The following is a 17,356-nucleotide window of genomic DNA, read 5'->3' on the forward strand; positions in this document are numbered from 1 at the left end:
TGTAGTATCACATAGTATCAAGTAGTTATCAAATAGGAATATACATATAAAGCTGTGACGACAGCTACAGCACCTGGAAGTCGTGGAAGTGTCGGTCGGGTGTGACGGCGGGGCACCTGCCCCGCACCCCGGCGACCTGAATCAGGTCGATCATTGGCTGCCGCACGTTTTCAGGGGCAGACAACGCCCCTGAAAACGCTTGCCTCATGGACGGCCGGGCCGGGTTGGCCAGGTGTGCGGTCATGACTGCCGGAGAATATCCCAAAGGTGACGTGTGCGTGTGTGCGGGAGAGACTGCCGGAGCGGGCAAGGATAAGAGGTAGATTTTCAGCCCCCCCCCCCCACTTCATTTCTCTCCCACCCCTGGTGTGCATGAACGGTCATATGTGGACGTAGTTGGGCAGGAAAGCCGGTCGCTGGTGCGGACGTACACGCCCAGGGATTGGCGCAGCCCCGAGAGTCTGTTCCCCATTTCGCCCGTAGATACGTCAAACAGCCCAGTGCTTGTGTGCCAATACCCGCGAACCATCGATGCCTGCATCAGCAGGGAGGCCGCAGACCGATTCGCCCAGGCCTCAGGTGAATCGGCCGCCAGGGAGGATGCCTGAATGGCCGTCGGCGGGGATTGCTCTCCACGCCAGATATCACCTTGAGCGGGGAGAATCCATCCCGCACCTTCCTTCAGAGCAAAAGGGGGCCAGTGGGTAGGATCTTTATAACGTATTAGCATGATAGAGTGCTATCATGCTAGTATATTAGTATACTAGCATATTAGTATGATATCGTTCCCCGTCCAACCCTCTTACCCCTGACCTACCCGATTGCCCGCGCAGGCAATATAGGGCAAGGGGGAACATAAAAACATGTGATAGCTCGAAGGGATGTTATTATACTAGTATGTTAGTATGTTAGTATGTTAGTATGTTAGTATGTTAGTACACTAGTATGTTAGTGTTGTATCACTTCTAACCAAGGGAGAATCCGATGAACATAATCACTTATGCGAACACCAAGGGCGGCGTGAGCAAGACCACCAGCGCCATGCTTTCGGCAGGCATCCTGGCCAGGAGGGGCTACAAGGTGGAGGTGAGGGACATGGATCCCTCCGCCGGGGCGACCAAGTGGATGAAGATGGCTGCGGAAAACGGGCACCCGCTCCCCTACCCCGTCGTCACCTCCAACGTGGAAAACGTGGGCGATCCGTCCCAGACCGGTGCTGACTGGATCCTGGTTGACACCCCCCCGCTCCAGTCGAACGTCATACAGGCCGCGATAGATGCGGCGGATCTGGTCGTCATCACCACACAGCCGTCCCCCCTGGACCTGAACCGCGCCCTGGCCACAGCCCAGGCCGTCTCCGGGCCAATGTCCTTCCTGGTGACCAGGGTCAGCAGGAACACGACCGCATGGAAGGAGTGCATGGAGACCCTGCGCAGCAAGGAGATGCCTGTATTCGAATCCAGCATCAATGCCAGGGAGTCCATAAGGAAAGCGGCGGGAACCGCCGTCATCCCCCATGACACCGGCTACGAGGAGGTCGTTGACGAGATGCTGGAGTTCTTCAGGGAAGATACGGACGGCGAAACCAACTAGCACGATATCATATTAGTATGCTAATATAATAATATGTTAGTATGTTAATATGTTAATATAATAGTAAGATAGTTTGCAGGTCGGGCGGCGGATGCGCCCGTGACACCGGCAGGCGGGAGGAAAGACCGGCATGGCGATAGCGAAAGGCAAGGGCGCGGGGAAGAAGGTCAGTGAGATCCTCGACGAGAAGACAAAGAAGAAGGAGAAGACTCATGCTGTGATGACGTATTTCCCGGAGAGTCTGTTCCAGGAACTCAAGCGGTGCAGCTACGAAGAAAACATCTCGATGGCCGCCATCCTGAGGGAGTCGTTCGAACAGAGACAGCAAAGGAACAACTGAAGCCGGCAGGCAGATGGCAGCATCGGGCCAAGCGATGCGCCGCACAGGTAAGGAAATGACCATGAAGCAAGACCATTCACGGAGCGGGCACGGAGTCAGCGACGATACGTTCGGGCTGGCCAGTTCGGAGGACCTCAGGCCCTCGGCCGGACCGCAGTTCCTCGACGCAGAATCAGGAGCATCCGGGAGCACGTCCAGGGATCCGTCGCCGACGACGGGGAAAAGGGGAGGGGGCCCGGCGAAAAGGGATGTTTGCCGGATCGAATTCATCTCCTATCCTGAGAGTGGGAAAAGCGGGAATACAGCCAGTCAGTAAGGAGGAAACGTAATGGACAAGGGAAATCTCAGAGAAGCCAGGGCATTCAAAATGCGGCAGGCCATCCATTCGGTCGAACTGGAAGGCGGCCATGTCTCGGCCGGTGCCCGATCCGATATCCGGGACTATGTGGACGGCAAGATAGACGGGGACGGGCTGGTGGCCCGCATCAAGGTGCGGCACGGGGTGGAACAGCCATGAGCGGTGCCGCCGATCCCTATCTCATTCCCGGTACGGACGTGCTCCGCAACAAGCTGGGGATCACGGACCGGAAGACGCTTGAGGAGGTCGAAAGCGACCTGAGCACGGTGCGCATCGGCCAGTACGAGCCGGACCCGGACACCACCATGCAGGGCACCGTGGAGGAGTTGCAGCGGATCCACGGGTACGTCTTCCAGGACATCTACGACTGGGCGGGGGAGATCCGCACCGTGGACATCCACAAGAGCGGGGGAATGCCCTTCCAGCCCCTGGAGATGTTCCGCAACGGTGCCGTGTATGCAGAAGAGACCCTGCGCAACGACAACCTGCTCCGGGGGATGGATCACGACCGGTTCATCGACCGGCTGGCCGTCAACTATGACAACTTCAACGTCCTCCACCCGTTCAGAGAGGGCAACGGCCGCACGCAGCGACTGTTCTGGTCGCTTATGGCGGACCAGGCCGGATGGCAGCTGGACTGGACGAAGACCACGGCCGGCCAAATCGCCTGGACCTCGAAGCAGGCCATGGAAAGAGGGGACTACCGTCCTCTGAAATACATGTTTGACGAGATATCGGAGCCATCACCGGAGAGGTTCCGGACCATCGAACCGGGGTCAGAGCAGGGCCTCGGCCCCGCCGCCCTACAGCTCGAACACCTGCCCGGGCCGGCGTTCGAAGACCCGTGGGAGAACCCGGGAATCCATGCCCCCGGCCCGGGCATGGGACTATGACCAACGGAAACTGACAACCGCGATACACGGAACGGGCCAAGCGTTCCCCGTATCGCAAAGAGAGGTAGGGATGATGAAGAAACATACCCGCAGGCATTCAAACTGGCACCTGTTTCTTACGGGGTGTTTGGTGGCCGCCCTGGCCTGTGCGTCGCTCCTGGATCCCCAGGTATGGCGGACGGATGCCGGCCGTCCGGGGGCGGAGCCGGGGGTCTTCTCCGAGTCCTTCAGGGCACCCGTTGACTACGCTACGGCCGCGCGGTACGCGTTGGACGGTCCCGTGGAGGACCGTCCGCACACCGGCGGGTACCACAGGGAGAGCCAGTTCGGGCAGTGGCGCAAGCAGGGCGGGGATTGCCAGTACGCCACGACCAGGGACCTGATCCTTCAGCGGGACCTGGACAACGTCCGTTTCAAGACGGGGTGCAGGGTGGCGGCCGGGGACTTCCATGACCCGTACACGGGCCGGGACATCCGTTTTCTCAGGGGGCCGGACACCAGCCCCCTGGTCCAGATCGATCACGTCGTCTCCGTCCATGATGCCTGGGCATCCGGCCTGTGGAGTCCGGACAGGGCGGGGGAGAGGGCCGACTACTACAACGACCCCGAGGTTCTCCAGGCCGCCGACGGCCGGAGCAACCAGGCCAAGGGGGACGGCATCGACTGGCAGGCCGCCACAGACCCCGTATGGATGCCCGACAACAAGGCCTGGCACTGCGACTACATGGCCAAGCGCGCCTACATCAAACACAAGTACCGGCTCACCATGAGCACCGCCGAACAGACCCAGACTGTCAACACACTGCAAGCCTGCACCACCGGTGCGGACGGCCAGTGAGCCGGGCATCGAAGCCAGGCACAGGAAAAGAAGGGGAGGGGACCATGGGCTGATAACAACCATCGGAAGCAATGAAACAAGATACGGCCGAAGAACCCAAGGCCGGAAAAGCAATGAAAAGGAGAAAGAATATGAGTGCATCCACAAAGAAAACGATTCCGTTGATAGTGTCCCGCGAGCAGGTCCGCCAGTTGGTGGAATGGGCCGAGGATGGCATTCCCCGGATCTACAAGCAGGGTCGTTTCGCGTACTTTTCGGACGGGCGGGTTGTCGTCCGGTGGAAGGTGGAGGGCCTGGACGTGCCGGATGGCAGTTGGATAGACCTTCTCCCGTCCGGCCCGGACGATTGCGATGGGGAACGGGACACCCTGACGAACATGGCCGACTGGTCTCAGACGGCCGGCAAATACGAGTGTTGGGATCTGAAGGACGCGAAGCGGTGGCGCAAGCCGGACGGAGAGAAGGTCCAAGACTTCGGGAAGCTGTTCACCCGCGCACAGACGGCCGTGACTCCCTTGGCGTTCGACCGGCAGGAGTTGGCCGGGATGATCCTGATGGTTACAGGCTGCAAGGACTGGGAGGTGGCGTTGGCCCCCACCAGGGAGGACGGGAGCGGCCCCTGGTGGGTGATGGGGCACGACAGGCGCGTAGCCGGACTGTGCAGGCAGTACCACGGGTTCAACCCCAGCGGAGACGACCTGCCGGAAGCGTACCAGGAGAGGAAAGAAGGGGGACAGCAATGAGTGATTGGTATTCCGACCTGCCAGCGGAGGAGCTGACGGGCAAGCATGTGTACGTTGAGTTTGACGGTGGCGGGACGCTTGAGGGGCGGCTCGTGTTCGACGAAAAGAGCGGCTACGTCCGGCTGGATAATCGGCCGCTCGTGTTCGACGAGGAGAGCGGCTACGTGCGGCTGGATAATCAGCCGCTCGTGGTCCCGGTGGACAACGGGTCCGAGGTGGAGATGCCTTTTCCTGCTCTGCTCTTCGAAACCGCTGACGGTATCTGGTGCCCGCTCAGGGGCATCCGGCGTATAGAGCTGGCCTGGGACGAGCGTGAATGGGAGCTCTGCCCCGACGACGAAGAAGACCCCGTAGACATCGCAGAGAGAGTGGTCGTCAATGGGATAGTGTGGCAGGTCGTCGGCCTTGATGAAGACAACTGGGGGATAAGGGTTTGTGACGTTTGCGACGACTTAAGGACCTTCTGCGTGGACTTGTCCATGATAACCGCCTACCTGCGGGCCAGAACGTCAGCACCCGACCAACCCGGACTGGAAGGGCATCATGGATGAATCGATCTGGAACCATGGGCTGATAACAATCATCGGAAGCAATGAAAAGGAGAAAGAACATGAGTGAATCCACGAAGAAAACGGTCCAGTTGTTGGTGTCCCGCGATCAGGCCTTCCAGTTGGTGGAATGGGCCGAGGGAGTCAAATACATCCCCGGTCTCACGCGCATCGTCAAGCAGGGTCGTTTCGCGTACTTTGCAAACGCCCGCGTCGCCGTCCGCTGGGATGTGGAGGGCCTGGACTTGCCGGACGGCAGTTGGATAGACCTTATCCCGTCAGGCCCGGACCAGGGCAGTGATGAACGGGACACCCTGACGAACATGGCCAACTGGGCATGGGCGGCCCACGAAGACGAGGGTTGGGATCTAATGAGGCCGGCGCGGTGGCGCAAGCCGGACGGAGAGAAGACCAAAGACTTCGAGAAGATGTTCACCCGCGCACAGACAGCCAATACTCCGGTGGCGTTCGACCTGAACCAGTTGGTCGGGCTGAGTCTGGTGGTTACAGGCAGCATGTACGGGTCGATTGCATTGGCACCCACAGAGGAGACCGGGATCAACACCTGGTGGGTGGTGGGGCACGGAAAGCGCGTAGTCGGACTGTGTTTGCCATCCCTTGCGCTCCACCTCCACGCGTCCGACCTGCCGGAAGCGTACCAGGAGAAGAAAGAAGAGGGACAGCAATAGGAAAGGTGGTCTGACCAGATGAAGATGCTCATGCCCCCCCCCCCTGGAGGCCGGATTCAAGGAGAATGACCCTGAAACGGTCCGAGACTGAAAGGTCCGAGGGACTGTGTTCTTTTGCCGGCAAACCGGCATTACTGGAATATACACACAGGAAGAAGGGGAATATGAAGGATGAACAGTACGAGATGACGATCAAGCGGGCCAAGCGTTTGATGGCATCGGCAGAGAATCCCACCGCCAGTGAGGACGAGGCCGCAATCGCCTGGGAACGGGCGCAGAAAACCATGAACGAATACGCCATCGAGGATTGGCGGCTGCACCGGCAGGACCGGATGAACGATCCCATCGTCAAAGAAAGGGTCATCCTGCGGCCCGACCCGATGAACCAGCAGAAGGCCCTCCTGGCCCGTGTTGTGGCTCGGGGCAACCGGGCCGATGTGTACAACACCGAACGCAAGGCCGGCAACGGGCGGACGGTGGTGGAGAGCATCACCTTCTGCGGGACCGAGCGGGATTGCCGGCAGGCAAAAATGATCTGGACCAGCATGGAAGCCTATAGAGGCTCCCACTGGTGTGGCGCCGCCCGGCAAAATGGAGACAAGCCCAGTGCAACGTGGCGCAACGGCTACTACCTGGGCTTTCTGCTCAGGATCTCCGACCGTTATGAGGAACTCGGGCCGAAACGGGAGGGAGACAGCACATCCGCTGAAGCGGGGAACGAACTTGCGAGAGTTCGTGCCGGGCAGGTGGATGCATTCATGAAGAGGTTGGATCTCAGAGAACCCGAACTCCCTGAGATGAACAAGTACACAAGCTAAATGCACCGCTGGCGGCCATCCGGTGTGCGGCCGGGCCGGTCATCAACGTGCGGTCGTGAGTGACGGCGGGGCACCCGCCCCGCACCCCGGCGACCTGAATCAGGTCGATCATTGGCTGCCGCACGTTTTCAGGGGCAGACAACGCCCCTGAAAACGCTTGTCTCATGGACGGCCGGGCCGGGTTGGCCAGGTGTGCGGGAGAGACTGCCGGAGAAGGTGCCGAAAGCAACTTTTCCGGTATTCGAATCGCGGCACAAGCCAAGAGATTCAACCAGATGAACCGAGCGGGGGAGACCCCGGAAGAGCGAGCAAAAAAGTCAGGATACCGCTGATAAATAAGGGAAACCAGTTTGCTTTACAGTTCCTGGAAACTACAATAGTCAGTGAGGTAAGGGGAGCGGTTCCCCACCGGATACAGAGGTCCGGTTACGCAAATGAGGTAAGGAATCACAACCATGAATTACGACCACAATGACGGCCCGGCCGCCGGGACCGAAGCGATGGGTGAACGGGAGGCCAAGGAAGCCCTGGATATGCAGGAGTTCGCCATAGAGGAAGAACAGGGGATGCAGGCGGAGCCGGAGCAGGTGTGGGAAATGTACACGTACTACGACCCCGGCATCGATGACTACGCGATGGAACCGATGAACATGTGAACCTTTCCCTCCTGCACACCCCCGTTCCGGCACCGGCCGGGCGGGGGTGTCTTCGTATGCGCCCGTTCCCTGCGATCCTGGTTGCGGTACACACCACGACGGTCGGAGGTCTCCCGTTTGGGTGTTGTGCCCCGTTCAAAAACCAGCATCGAGGAGGGAGGTGGGAGGGTGTTGGACAGACCCTCCGGACCCCTCCCAGGGAGACCCGGAAAAGAAGTCAAAAAAAGTCCGAAAACCCTTGAAAAATAAGGGAAACCAGCTTGATTAACAGCCCCCGAAAAGGTACAATAAATAGTGAGGTAAGGGGAGCGGTTCCCCACCGGATACAGAGATCCGAATACGAAAATGAGGTAAGGAACCATGTCAACAATCATCAGAAATTCAATCACTTTCACCGGCAGGGTCAGCGAATTCCGTTTCTGGCCGGAGAGGGACGGCAAGAAGGCACTGCTCAAGGTGTCCATCTATGACCGGGAGACCTGGACCGACAACCAGCAGGCCAGGCATGAAGGCCCGTGGGAGAACGTGGAGGTCTCCTTCCGGGGGCGCAGGGCCGAGAAGATCAACGCGATGTTCGACAAGGGTGATTTCGCTGCCAAGTCATGCGTCATGGGAACCGGCTACATCGCGGCTATGCCCAGGCTCTGGGTGGGGAAGGACGGGACGGCCGGTGGGGTCATCCAGGTGGATGGACAGACGCTTGCCCTCGACATCCTCAGGGAGGAGGACATCCGCCAGGGCGCTGAACGGAACGCCGGGAACGCCCAGGGCGGACCGGACCAGGGTGAACCTGACCAGGGACAGGAGCCGGCCGGCTGGGGTCCCGATGCCCCGGAACCGGCCACGGCCGCGAAGACATCTCAGCCCGACCGGACCGACCCCTCCTGGGCCGCAGGATGGAGCCGGTAAGGGTCCCTGACCGTATCCACGTCACGCAGGAAAGGGGGCGAGGCCATGCATACCGTCACCGTTGAGATATCCAAGCCTCTGGAGCAGGTGGTGAGAGGGGGGTGGCGGCGGGTCGATTCGCTGCGCCGCATCCAGCCCGTTCACCCCTATGACAAGCAGGAGACGGAGAGTTTCCACGCCCTCTACCTGATCATGGAGGATCTGGCCGCCGCCGAGCCGGCCACGACGTGCCGCACCGCCAACCGGGAGGGGGTCGTGTACGAGTTCCCCTCCATGGACCCCGGTGAAGTCTGCCGGATCATGACCCGTGCGGGATTTTCCGGCTGGGACGAAAAGGATGTGCCGGATGTCCCCGTGGTCGCCCTCCGGATCGGCATGGCGTGATGCGGGTGCCGGCGGCGGCCCGCCGGTGTGAGTTTTATATGAAAGCAAGGAGAGATCATGAATGACAATACGAAGGGATCCACCGAGGACCGTCAGGCCCGGAAGAAGGGCATCCTGACCTGGGTACCGGAGAAAACCCGCGTCCTGGCCACGTACTTTGCGACCGGTCATGGGGTCTGGGGGTATACGGCACTTGTCACCATACCGGCGTGCATCGCCGGGCTGGCGGCGGTCATGCTCCTGGGTGAGGCCGCGGTGGACTGGCTACTGCTGCCCATGTTTGCGGTAATCATGGCCGAAACCCTGGTAGAGACCAGGCGGAGCAGAGAAGAGTGGGGTGCGGCCGGCGTGAGAACCGTGGTCGTGACCGCAGGATTCCTGGTGCTGGCCCGCCTGCTCTTCCTCGACCAGCCGGCCGTCTATCTGACGATCATACAAGCGGCTAGTGCCGTGACCCTGGCCGTTATGGGACTTTGGGTATTCAGCAGGATAATGGTGATTTTCATCGACCTGTTCCGGGAGTTCTTCTTCTCCGTGGACGACGACGTGAATCACGGGTTGGGCGTTGTATTCACCTTCCACGTGCCGGCCGTGTGGATCCTTCTTTTTGCGGCCTGCGGCAGATTCCGGATCTCGCTGGCCGTGGCCGCCGGATTCCTGGTGGTCTATCTGCTGGTCTTCCTGCACGAACTCCGGGAGCAGGAATATCTTGCCAGGTTGGAGGCCAACGGGTACTGCGATGTCTCCCCCGATGGGGTCGTGACTGTGGCTCTACCGCCGTGCGGCAAGGCGATAAACATCAATGACAGGCGGCAGTCATGAGAACGCGTGGGTGATGCGCCAGGCACCGGGTCGTCGCTGCACGTCCCGGTGCGGGTGCGGCGGGGAGGAAATGCCCCATCCCCAAAACGGTCCCTTTCCGGATGCCGGCCGGCCGGTTTCCGGAGGATTGCAAAGTGGCGGTCCGGGAAAACCAAAAGTGTTCATTAATATATCCATAAATCTATGTACCCTAATCGTATGAGTAAAAGTACTCACCCTGCACCTCAGGTGTGTGTCCTTCGCGTCCACGAGGATCTGCGTGGATAGATCTGCCCGGGGTGGGGGAGAAGCACTCGAGGACGGTGGTACATGCTGATCGGTTACGCAAGGGTGAGCACCCAGGACCAGAACGCGGATTTGCAGGTGGACGCGCTGGAGCGGGCCGGGTGCGAGAGGATCTACACCGACCACGCATCCGGAGCCAAGGCCAGCCGTCCCCAGTTGGATCGGATGCTCGAGGCGCTGCGCAAGGGCGATACGGTGGTGGTGTGGAAGCTGGACCGGCTGGGGCGCAGCACCTTGAACCTGGCGGCCCTGCTGGAGAGGTTCCGTGAGCAGGAGATCGGGTTCCGGAGCCTGACCGAACAGATGGACACCACCACTCCGGGCGGGGTCCTGGTGTTCAACGTTTTCGCGGCCGTGGCCCAGCTCGAGCGAGACATGATCCGGGAACGCACGAAGGCCGGGGTGATGGCGGCCAGGGCGCGCGGCAGGAAAGGCGGCCGACCCCGGAAGCTCACCAAAAAGGACGAAATCATGATCCGCGAATTGTATGAATCCAGATCAGTGACGATCAAGGAGATTGCCGCCAAATTCAATGTCGGCCGGACCACCATCTACAAGGCAATCAACCGGAACCAGACCGGGCACGCCGGGAAGTCGTGAAGGTGTCGGTCATGAGTGACGGCGGGGCACCCGCCCCGCACCCTGGCGACCTGAATCAGGTCGATCATTGGCTGCCGCACGTTTTCAGGGGCAAACAACGCCCCTGAAAACGCTTGCCTCATGGACGGTTGGACCGGGTTGGCCAGGCGTGCGGTCATGGCTGCCGGAGAATATCCCAAAGGTGACGGTGTGCGTGTGTGCGGGAGAGACTGCCGGAGCGGGCAAGGACAAGGTAGATTTTCAGCCCCCCACTTCATTTCTCTCCCACCCCTGGGAAAGGCGCCCCCTGGTATACAGAAGGCCCCCGCTGAATGTCGGGGGCCTTCGTCCTTCCTGAGAGGGCAGGTGATGGATGCCAGGCCCTCCGGAAGATCTTCATTCCTCAAAGATTGAGAATCTCAATCTGCCTCAGATCATATCACCAAATCCGTAAAACCATCGTGGCCAGATTGGGAAAAGGTTGATTTTCCGCCTTTTCTGCTCGCCGTCTCCCTGGAAGATTCCGGCCGCGACGTGCACGCCAGGGCTTTTCGGCCGAGCAGGATCTCCCAGGGCTTTTCCGTCCGGGCACGCACGCGAGCGCCTCGGAAAGAACCACTCCGGGATCCTTCCGTGGATCCCGGAGTGGTTCTTTCGCAGGGCTGCCGGCCGGGGGAAGGCCCCGGTAACGGACACCGGCCCCCATGGGGGCCGGCGGCTGGTTTCCGGGCGGCCGCATCCATGCGGATGCGGTACCGCCCCCTGTTCCGCCTGACCCCATCATCCTGCCACCGTCCGGGCATCGCTGCGCGCCGGAGCGTCCCGATCCGCGCCCGGCCCGGCGACGGCGTGGACAAAAAGCGTGCCACACCGCCCCGGCCCGCCGCGTCCCGGTCCGCACACGGCCCTCCGCTCCACCCTCCCGCCGGCCTGATGCCGGTGTCAGGCGGGAGAGACCCGCAGAACGGACAAGGAGCAGATTATGAGCACCAAGAAGACTCCGGCAAAGGCCAAGACCGTCACCAAGGCCGTGGACGGCCCGGCCCTTATCCAGGTGGCCGCCTCCGACATCACCCCCAACCCCGACAACCCCAGGAGGAACCTGGGGGACCTGACCGAACTGGCCGCGTCCATCGCGTCCCAGGGAATCCAGCAGCCGCTTGTGGTCACCCCCGCCGACGGCCAGGGCAAGCACATGCTCATCATGGGACACCGCCGCCACGCCGCGTCCGTCAAGGCCGGTCTCAACACCCTCCCGTGCATCGTCAGGCAGGCGGACACCCGCCAGCAGGCCGAACTCATGCTCACCGAGAACATCCAGCGCAACGGCCTCACCCCCATGGAGGAGGCCCGAGGCTACGCCCGCCTGCTCGACCTGGGCGAGACCGAGGACGCGATGGCAAAGGCCACCGGCAGGAGCCGCGCCACCGTCCGCCGCAGGCTCAAGGTCGCGGCCATCCGGCCCGACCTCATACCCGCAGGGCAGACCAGTTTCGACCAGCTCGAACAGATAGCCGCATACGGGGACCGGCCCGACCTTCAGGCCAAACTCTCCCGGGCCGCAGGAACCAACAACTGGGATTACACCCTCGACCAGTGCCGCGAACAGGTCAAGCACGCCGCCTGGTTCGGCCAGGTCCGCGATACCGCGCGGGAACTCGGCTGGGAAACCGTCAATGGGCTGCCCTCCGCATACAGGACCCCCAGCGGGTACGAGAGGATATGGCGGCTGTCACCCGGAGAAGACCTCCGGAACTGCCTCGCCAACCTGGGCGTGGAGGAACGTGTACGCGTCACCACCCTCGCCGTGGCCGATTCCGGAGAGAGCTACAACAGGGGGGCTATCCTCCTTCACCGGCCCACCGAGGAGGAGATTGCCGAACGCGAACGCGAAAACGCCGAAAGGAGCGAGCGGGAGAACCGCCGGAGGGCGGAACAGGCCCAGGCCAGCCGCGCCAGGAGCGAGTACATCGCCCGCCGGGCCGGGTTCGCGAGGCGTGCCACACGGCTGGTGTCGGACCACCTCGAACGCATCGTGAAGCGCGCCACCCCGCTCCCGAAGAGCCGGGACATCCTGGCCGCCGCCGTCCTCCACACGGACATCTACGGGTACAGCGTCGGTGTCTCCATGAGCGACCCGATGCTCAACGACCCCTGGGGAACCGGGAACCGGCTGACCGAACCGGACGACCGGCACCGCGTGCAGGCCGCCATATACACCCTCCTCAAAGGCATGACCCTGGACCATTTGCCCTCGACCTGGGGAAGCGAGAACCAACATTGCCTGCCCATGCTCAGGGACTACTACGCCATCCTCGCCATGACCGGATACCAGGCCAGCGACGAAGAGCAACAGGCCCTGGACGGCTCCATGAAAGACGAAACGCAACAGACCCCGCAGGAATGACACCGCCCCCGCCGGCCCCCACGGGGTCCGGCGGGCCCGGGCCGGCCGGGTGCGCCGGCTCCCGGCCCCCTCCCGGGGACCACTCGCCGCCGCTGCGCCCCGAAGGAGGCGCGGGGAAACGGACACCGGCCCACATGGGGGCCGGTGGCTGGTCCCCGCCGTCCCACGCCCTGCGGGAGTGGGACTCGGTGCCGTCTCCCGCCTGACCCCCTCCATCATGGCACGGGTCGCTACGGTCACGACCCGGAGCGTCCCGATCCGCGCCCGCCCGGCGACGGCGTGGCCCAACAGCGTGCCACACCGCCACCGGCCCGCCGCGTCCCGGTCCACACACGGGCCGCGCCCTCCGCTCCGCCCGCACCTGGTGGAGGTCGTCAGGCGGGAGGTACCCGCCCGGACAGCAAGGAGAAGACATGACCGACACCACCATCGTCGTATGCCGGGTATGCCAACACATAACCGACCCCCAATACATGCACACGTGCGACGGCTGTGAAAGAAGAATCTGCGACGGCTGCTACACCTGCTGCTCGGCCTGCGGCAACAGGGGATGCCTGGGGTGCCTGGAGCACATAGAATGCGACGATCTCGCATGTTTCGATTGCGCCAGGTACGGTGCCGACACCTACGGCACGCCCTACAGGAACCCCTACCCGGAAAACATCAAGGGCAAGCCCCTGACCATCGGCATCGAAATCGAAATCAACGGCGGCCACAACCACCGCGCCATCGCCACAAACGACCTGGTGGCTAGCTGGTGCGGGGACGGGAGTCTTGCCAGGGGCGGCCTGGAATACCAGACCCAACCCCTCGCAACCAACCCCGAAACCCTTGCCCGGCTCCGCGACCTCATAGCCGGCATCATCCCGGAAGACTCCCAGGACCGCGCGGGCGGCCACATCCACGTCACCCGCACCCCCAGGCAGACCCGGGGCCGATGGCTACGCGCCCTGGCCGCCCTGGACCACGACAAGGCCGCATGGCTCAACATGCGCCACGCCGACCCCGACAACAACCGCTGGTGCCGGGTCACACACAGGGAAGACGGGAAACGGACCGCCGTCAACGGCGAGCACAGAAACACCATAGAGCTGAGGACGTTCGGCCCCTGGAACACCGACAGCGTGGACACCCTCATGCCCGCCATCCACTGGATAAGGACCATGTGGCGGTTCTTCGAAAACCACCCCGACCTAATCAAGAACAAGGACATCGAGGCCACCAGCCGCACCGCCTGGGCAAACGCCGTGCCCGCCATCGCCAAGAAAGGAAACCGCTGAACATGTGCGTCATCTGCACCGCCGCCCCCGGCACCATGCCCACCATCCACCAACTCGCCGCCATGAGCCAGACCAACCCCGACGGAGCCGGCATAGCCTGGCACGACGGCACCACCCTCCGCCGCTACCGCTCCGCCGACAACGAGGACACGCTCCGCTACATCTGCACCCACCTGGACGACCTCACCGCCGCCCCCGTGCTCATGCACTTCAGACTCGCCACCAACGGCCCCGTCTGCCAGGCCAACACCCACCCGTTCCGGTGGACCAAGGACGGCAAGACCGGCTACATGGCCCACAACGGCATAAGCCACACATACAGCCACGGCCCCCACCAGTGCGACAGCCGCAACGCCATCGCCGCCTGGGAACAAGGAGCCGACCTCACCGACGGCCAGGAAGGGAAATTTGCGACCATCGACCAGACCGGCGAAACCCGATGGCTCACCCCCGCCGAAACCATCGACGGACAAGGAGGACCCATCACCGTCAGCAACACCAACTGGCAACCCCGGGACCCCACCACCCACCGGTACTACGCCACCTACCCCGAGGATGCATGGCTGGACGGCTACCAGCAAGGACAGGAGGACCAACAAGCCGCAGACAACCTCACCCTCTGACCCTGAGAACCCCTGGGGCCGGGCCGGCCGGGTGCGCCGGCTCCCGGCCCCCTCCCGGGGACCACTCGCCGCCGCTGCCCCCCCAAGGGGGCGCGGGGAAACGGACACCGGCCCACATGGGGCCGGTGGCTGGTCCCCGCCGTCCCACGCCCTGCGGGAGTGGGACTCGGCAGCCTCCAACAGCCCCTTCCTCCCGCTGCCCCCTGCACCCGGGAGGCGGTTGCTCCCGGCCCCCTCCGGGGACCACTCTCAACCGCCCGGAATCCGGAGCGTCCCGATCCACGCCCGGCTCCGCCCGGCCGGCCAACAAGCCTGCCACCCGGGCTGCACCTGCCGTGTCCCGGTCCGCACACGGATGCCGACAAACCGGGTTGCGGCACACACCACCACGGGCGGAGGTCTCCCGTTCGGGTGTCGTGCCCCGTCCAAAAACCAGCATCGAGGAGGGAGGTGGGAGAGTGTTGGCCAGACCCTCCGGACCCGGCCCGGAAAGACCCGGAAAAGAAGCAAAAAAAAGTCCGAAAACCCTTGAAAAATAAGGGAAACCAGCTTGATTAACAGCCCCTAAAAAAGTACAATAGACAGTGAGGTAAGGGGGGAGCGGTTCCCCACCGGATACAGAGGTCCGGTTACGCAAATGAGGTAAGGAACCATAGCCATGAATTACGACCAGGGCAAAACCATGATTGATGACTCCGACAAGTGGACCGCCCAGGCGGTCCGGGAAGTGGTGGGGTCCCTGACCGAGAAGATCAGACGGGACATGGCCGCCTGGGACCAGGTAATCGCCCTGGGCGAGATCAAAGGACAGGGTGTGATCGCAAATCGGTCGTCCGTGTACGACACACTCGAGGAAATCACCGGCAAAATAGATCGCACAATCCGAGACCGGCCGGAGGTAATGAAGCAGGTGGTTGAGCAGTACTTCGTCGGCCGCCGGGACCGTATAGACGAAATCAAACGCGCCTATCAGACCGCTCTGGATAACGACCCCCAGAGAATCCAAAGCCTGACCGACTGGGCTACGACAGACAGTGATTTTCTCGGAATCGCGGAGGCGGTCACCCACGACGGTCTTATGAAAGACCGGACCATCTACCTGGCCGCCTTCGTCCCCCCAGCCAACGAGTGGATGCAGGATGCAGCCAAGAAGTATGTCGGGACGGACGGGCCGGAACCCGGAGGTCGCCCGTTCACACAGGCCGAAATCGAAATCGCCGCCCAGCGGATGCTGAGCCGCACCGTCCAAGATGACTCCCTCATAAAAGCAGTGATGGATGGGTTCCAGAGAGCAAGGGAGGACAAGGACTTGTTATTGAGGAAGAAGTACGACGAAATCAATGCAAGAGAGCAGGAGCAAAAGGAACTGGAAATATACAGGGACTACGACCCCGACTTCGCGATGGAACCGATGAACATGTGAACCTTTCCCTCCTGCGCACCCCCGTTCCGGCACCGGCCGGGCGGGGGTGTCTTCGTATCCGCCCGGTCCCTGCGATCCTGGTTGCGGCACACACCACGACGGCCAGGGGCTGAACATTCCGGTGTCGTGCCCCGTTCAAAAACCAGCATCGAGGAGGGAGGTGGGAGAGTGTTGGCCAGACCCTCCGGACCCGGCCCGGAAAGACCCGGAAAAGAGATCAAAAAAAGTCCGAAAACCATTGAAAAATAAGGGAAACCAGCTTGATTAACAGCCCCCGAAAAGGTACAATAGACAGTGAGGTAAGGGGAGGGGTTCCCCACCGGATACAGAGGTCCGGTTACGCAAATGAGGTAAGGAATCATAGCCATGAATTACGACTACAACGACACAGAAATCGACAGCTCCGTAGAAGACGGTCGGCTGGTTGATGAAGAGCAGGCGTTCATGGAAAACGATGAATTCGAAGGATACGAGCAGGACGAGGATGAACCCTGCGCATGGTGCGCCCTGGAGCCAAGCTCGGTGCCCCTGGAAGAGATAAAGCAGGACGTTCGCCGGTATGTGGAATCCTGGGATCGAATCAACCCGGCATGGAGACATCACATGCCTGTCACCGAGACCGTCATTAGTGACGCGGCCGAAGCCATGCAGCAGGTGGGGTACGATTTCGCCCTGGTCGGCGACCGCATGTTACTCGGGGCCGTAGCCGACTGGGACAAGCAGGCGGCCGACATGCAGAGAGCCTTATCCGTCGGGGATTACCAGTACAACGACGTGTTCGTTCTTCTCGGTAACCCTGCGCTTAGACCTTCTGCCCCGTCCAGTCCGAAGAGACCCGACGCATGGCCGGAGGACCCGGAGTGGAGACTGGTGATAGACACCATGAACGGACTCATTACCATTCGACAGTCAGATACGGACTCCTGGCAGGGTGCCCTTGCCCTGGTCCATGCCACCAATGACCGTATCCAGGAAACCGACGCGCAACTCCAGCCCGTCGCATAGACACCCCCGTTCAAGACACCCCCCGTTCCGGCACCGGCCGGGCGGGGGGTGTCTTCGTATCCGGTGCGGCCGGGCCGGTCATCAACGTGCGGTCGTGAGTGACGGCGGGGCACCCGCCCCGCACCCCGGCGACCTGAATCAGGTCGATCATTGGCTGCCGCAC

General features: G+C 62.0%; 19 protein-coding genes. All 19 read left to right on the forward strand.

Annotated features, from left to right (window positions below; all coding sequences use genetic code 11):
- The first annotated feature begins 984 nt into the window (after window positions 1-984).
- The 19 genes from H3V08_RS07320 (at window position 985) to H3V08_RS07410 (ending at window position 17,193) form a co-directional block, all read left to right on the forward strand.
- Entirely contained in the window at window positions 985-1,593 is a 609-nt protein-coding gene (locus tag H3V08_RS07320) for a ParA family protein (protein ID WP_198182244.1), read from the forward strand.
- Window positions 1,594-1,723: 130 nt separating this feature from the next.
- Entirely contained in the window at window positions 1,724-1,933 is a 210-nt protein-coding gene (locus H3V08_RS07325) for a hypothetical protein (protein WP_198182245.1), read from the forward strand.
- 328 nt (window positions 1,934-2,261) lie between these two features.
- Window positions 2,262-2,450, forward strand: coding sequence for an antitoxin VbhA family protein (locus tag H3V08_RS07330; RefSeq protein WP_198182246.1), 189 nt, complete (start codon window positions 2,262-2,264; stop codon window positions 2,448-2,450).
- Window positions 2,447-3,184: a Fic/DOC family protein gene (locus H3V08_RS07335; protein WP_198182247.1), complete on the forward strand. Its 738-nt coding sequence runs from the start codon at window positions 2,447-2,449 to the stop codon at window positions 3,182-3,184. Before H3V08_RS07330 ends, H3V08_RS07335 begins: the two co-directional genes overlap by 4 nt.
- A gap of 70 nt (window positions 3,185-3,254) precedes the next feature.
- Window positions 3,255-4,022 carry a hypothetical protein gene (locus H3V08_RS07340; RefSeq protein ID WP_198182248.1) on the forward strand — a complete coding sequence of 256 codons (768 nt, stop codon included), beginning with the start codon at window positions 3,255-3,257 and terminating at the stop codon, window positions 4,020-4,022.
- 131 nt (window positions 4,023-4,153) lie between these two features.
- Complete coding sequence (locus H3V08_RS07345; RefSeq protein WP_198182249.1) at window positions 4,154-4,765, forward strand: hypothetical protein; 612 nt, start codon at window positions 4,154-4,156, stop codon at window positions 4,763-4,765.
- Window positions 4,762-5,316 carry a hypothetical protein gene (locus H3V08_RS07350; protein ID WP_198182250.1) on the forward strand — a complete coding sequence of 185 codons (555 nt, stop codon included), beginning with the start codon at window positions 4,762-4,764 and terminating at the stop codon, window positions 5,314-5,316. The genes H3V08_RS07345 and H3V08_RS07350 overlap by 4 nt, the downstream gene beginning before the upstream one ends.
- A 59-nt stretch (window positions 5,317-5,375) precedes the next feature.
- Window positions 5,376-6,002 (forward strand): hypothetical protein, encoded by a 627-nt coding sequence (locus tag H3V08_RS07355; protein WP_198182251.1) that lies wholly within the window; start codon window positions 5,376-5,378, stop codon window positions 6,000-6,002.
- A gap of 164 nt (window positions 6,003-6,166) precedes the next feature.
- Window positions 6,167-6,820 carry a DUF2786 domain-containing protein gene (locus H3V08_RS07360; RefSeq protein ID WP_198182252.1) on the forward strand — a complete coding sequence of 218 codons (654 nt, stop codon included), beginning with the start codon at window positions 6,167-6,169 and terminating at the stop codon, window positions 6,818-6,820.
- Between the two features lie 455 nt (window positions 6,821-7,275).
- The gene (locus H3V08_RS07365; protein ID WP_198182253.1) at window positions 7,276-7,476 is read left to right on the forward strand and encodes a hypothetical protein; all 201 of its coding nucleotides are present in this window, start codon (window positions 7,276-7,278) and stop codon (window positions 7,474-7,476) included.
- A 360-nt stretch (window positions 7,477-7,836) separates the two neighbouring features.
- Complete coding sequence (locus H3V08_RS07370) at window positions 7,837-8,385, forward strand: hypothetical protein (RefSeq protein ID WP_198182254.1); 549 nt, start codon at window positions 7,837-7,839, stop codon at window positions 8,383-8,385.
- A gap of 45 nt (window positions 8,386-8,430) precedes the next feature.
- Window positions 8,431-8,769 carry a hypothetical protein gene (locus H3V08_RS07375; protein WP_198182255.1) on the forward strand — a complete coding sequence of 113 codons (339 nt, stop codon included), beginning with the start codon at window positions 8,431-8,433 and terminating at the stop codon, window positions 8,767-8,769.
- Window positions 8,770-8,826: 57 nt separating this feature from the next.
- On the forward strand, window positions 8,827-9,591 hold the full coding sequence (locus tag H3V08_RS07380) for a hypothetical protein (protein ID WP_198182256.1): 765 nt from the start codon (window positions 8,827-8,829) through the stop codon (window positions 9,589-9,591).
- Between the two features lie 309 nt (window positions 9,592-9,900).
- On the forward strand, window positions 9,901-10,476 hold the full coding sequence (locus tag H3V08_RS07385; RefSeq protein ID WP_198182257.1) for a recombinase family protein: 576 nt from the start codon (window positions 9,901-9,903) through the stop codon (window positions 10,474-10,476).
- A 961-nt stretch (window positions 10,477-11,437) separates the two neighbouring features.
- Entirely contained in the window at window positions 11,438-12,862 is a 1,425-nt protein-coding gene (locus tag H3V08_RS07390; protein ID WP_198182258.1) for a ParB/RepB/Spo0J family partition protein, read from the forward strand.
- Window positions 12,863-13,275: 413 nt separating this feature from the next.
- Complete coding sequence (locus H3V08_RS07395) at window positions 13,276-14,142, forward strand: hypothetical protein (protein ID WP_198182259.1); 867 nt, start codon at window positions 13,276-13,278, stop codon at window positions 14,140-14,142.
- Between the two features lie 2 nt (window positions 14,143-14,144).
- Window positions 14,145-14,765: a class II glutamine amidotransferase gene (locus H3V08_RS07400; RefSeq protein ID WP_198182260.1), complete on the forward strand. Its 621-nt coding sequence runs from the start codon at window positions 14,145-14,147 to the stop codon at window positions 14,763-14,765.
- A 658-nt stretch (window positions 14,766-15,423) separates the two neighbouring features.
- Window positions 15,424-16,188 (forward strand): hypothetical protein, encoded by a 765-nt coding sequence (locus tag H3V08_RS07405; RefSeq protein ID WP_198182261.1) that lies wholly within the window; start codon window positions 15,424-15,426, stop codon window positions 16,186-16,188.
- Window positions 16,189-16,554: 366 nt separating this feature from the next.
- Window positions 16,555-17,193: a hypothetical protein gene (locus H3V08_RS07410; RefSeq protein WP_198182262.1), complete on the forward strand. Its 639-nt coding sequence runs from the start codon at window positions 16,555-16,557 to the stop codon at window positions 17,191-17,193.
- Window positions 17,194-17,356: the final 163 nt, after the last annotated feature.

Source organism: Bifidobacterium sp. M0307 (genome assembly GCF_016100445.1).
In the GTDB taxonomy this organism is placed as follows: domain Bacteria; phylum Actinomycetota; class Actinomycetes; order Actinomycetales; family Bifidobacteriaceae; genus Bombiscardovia; species Bombiscardovia coryneformis.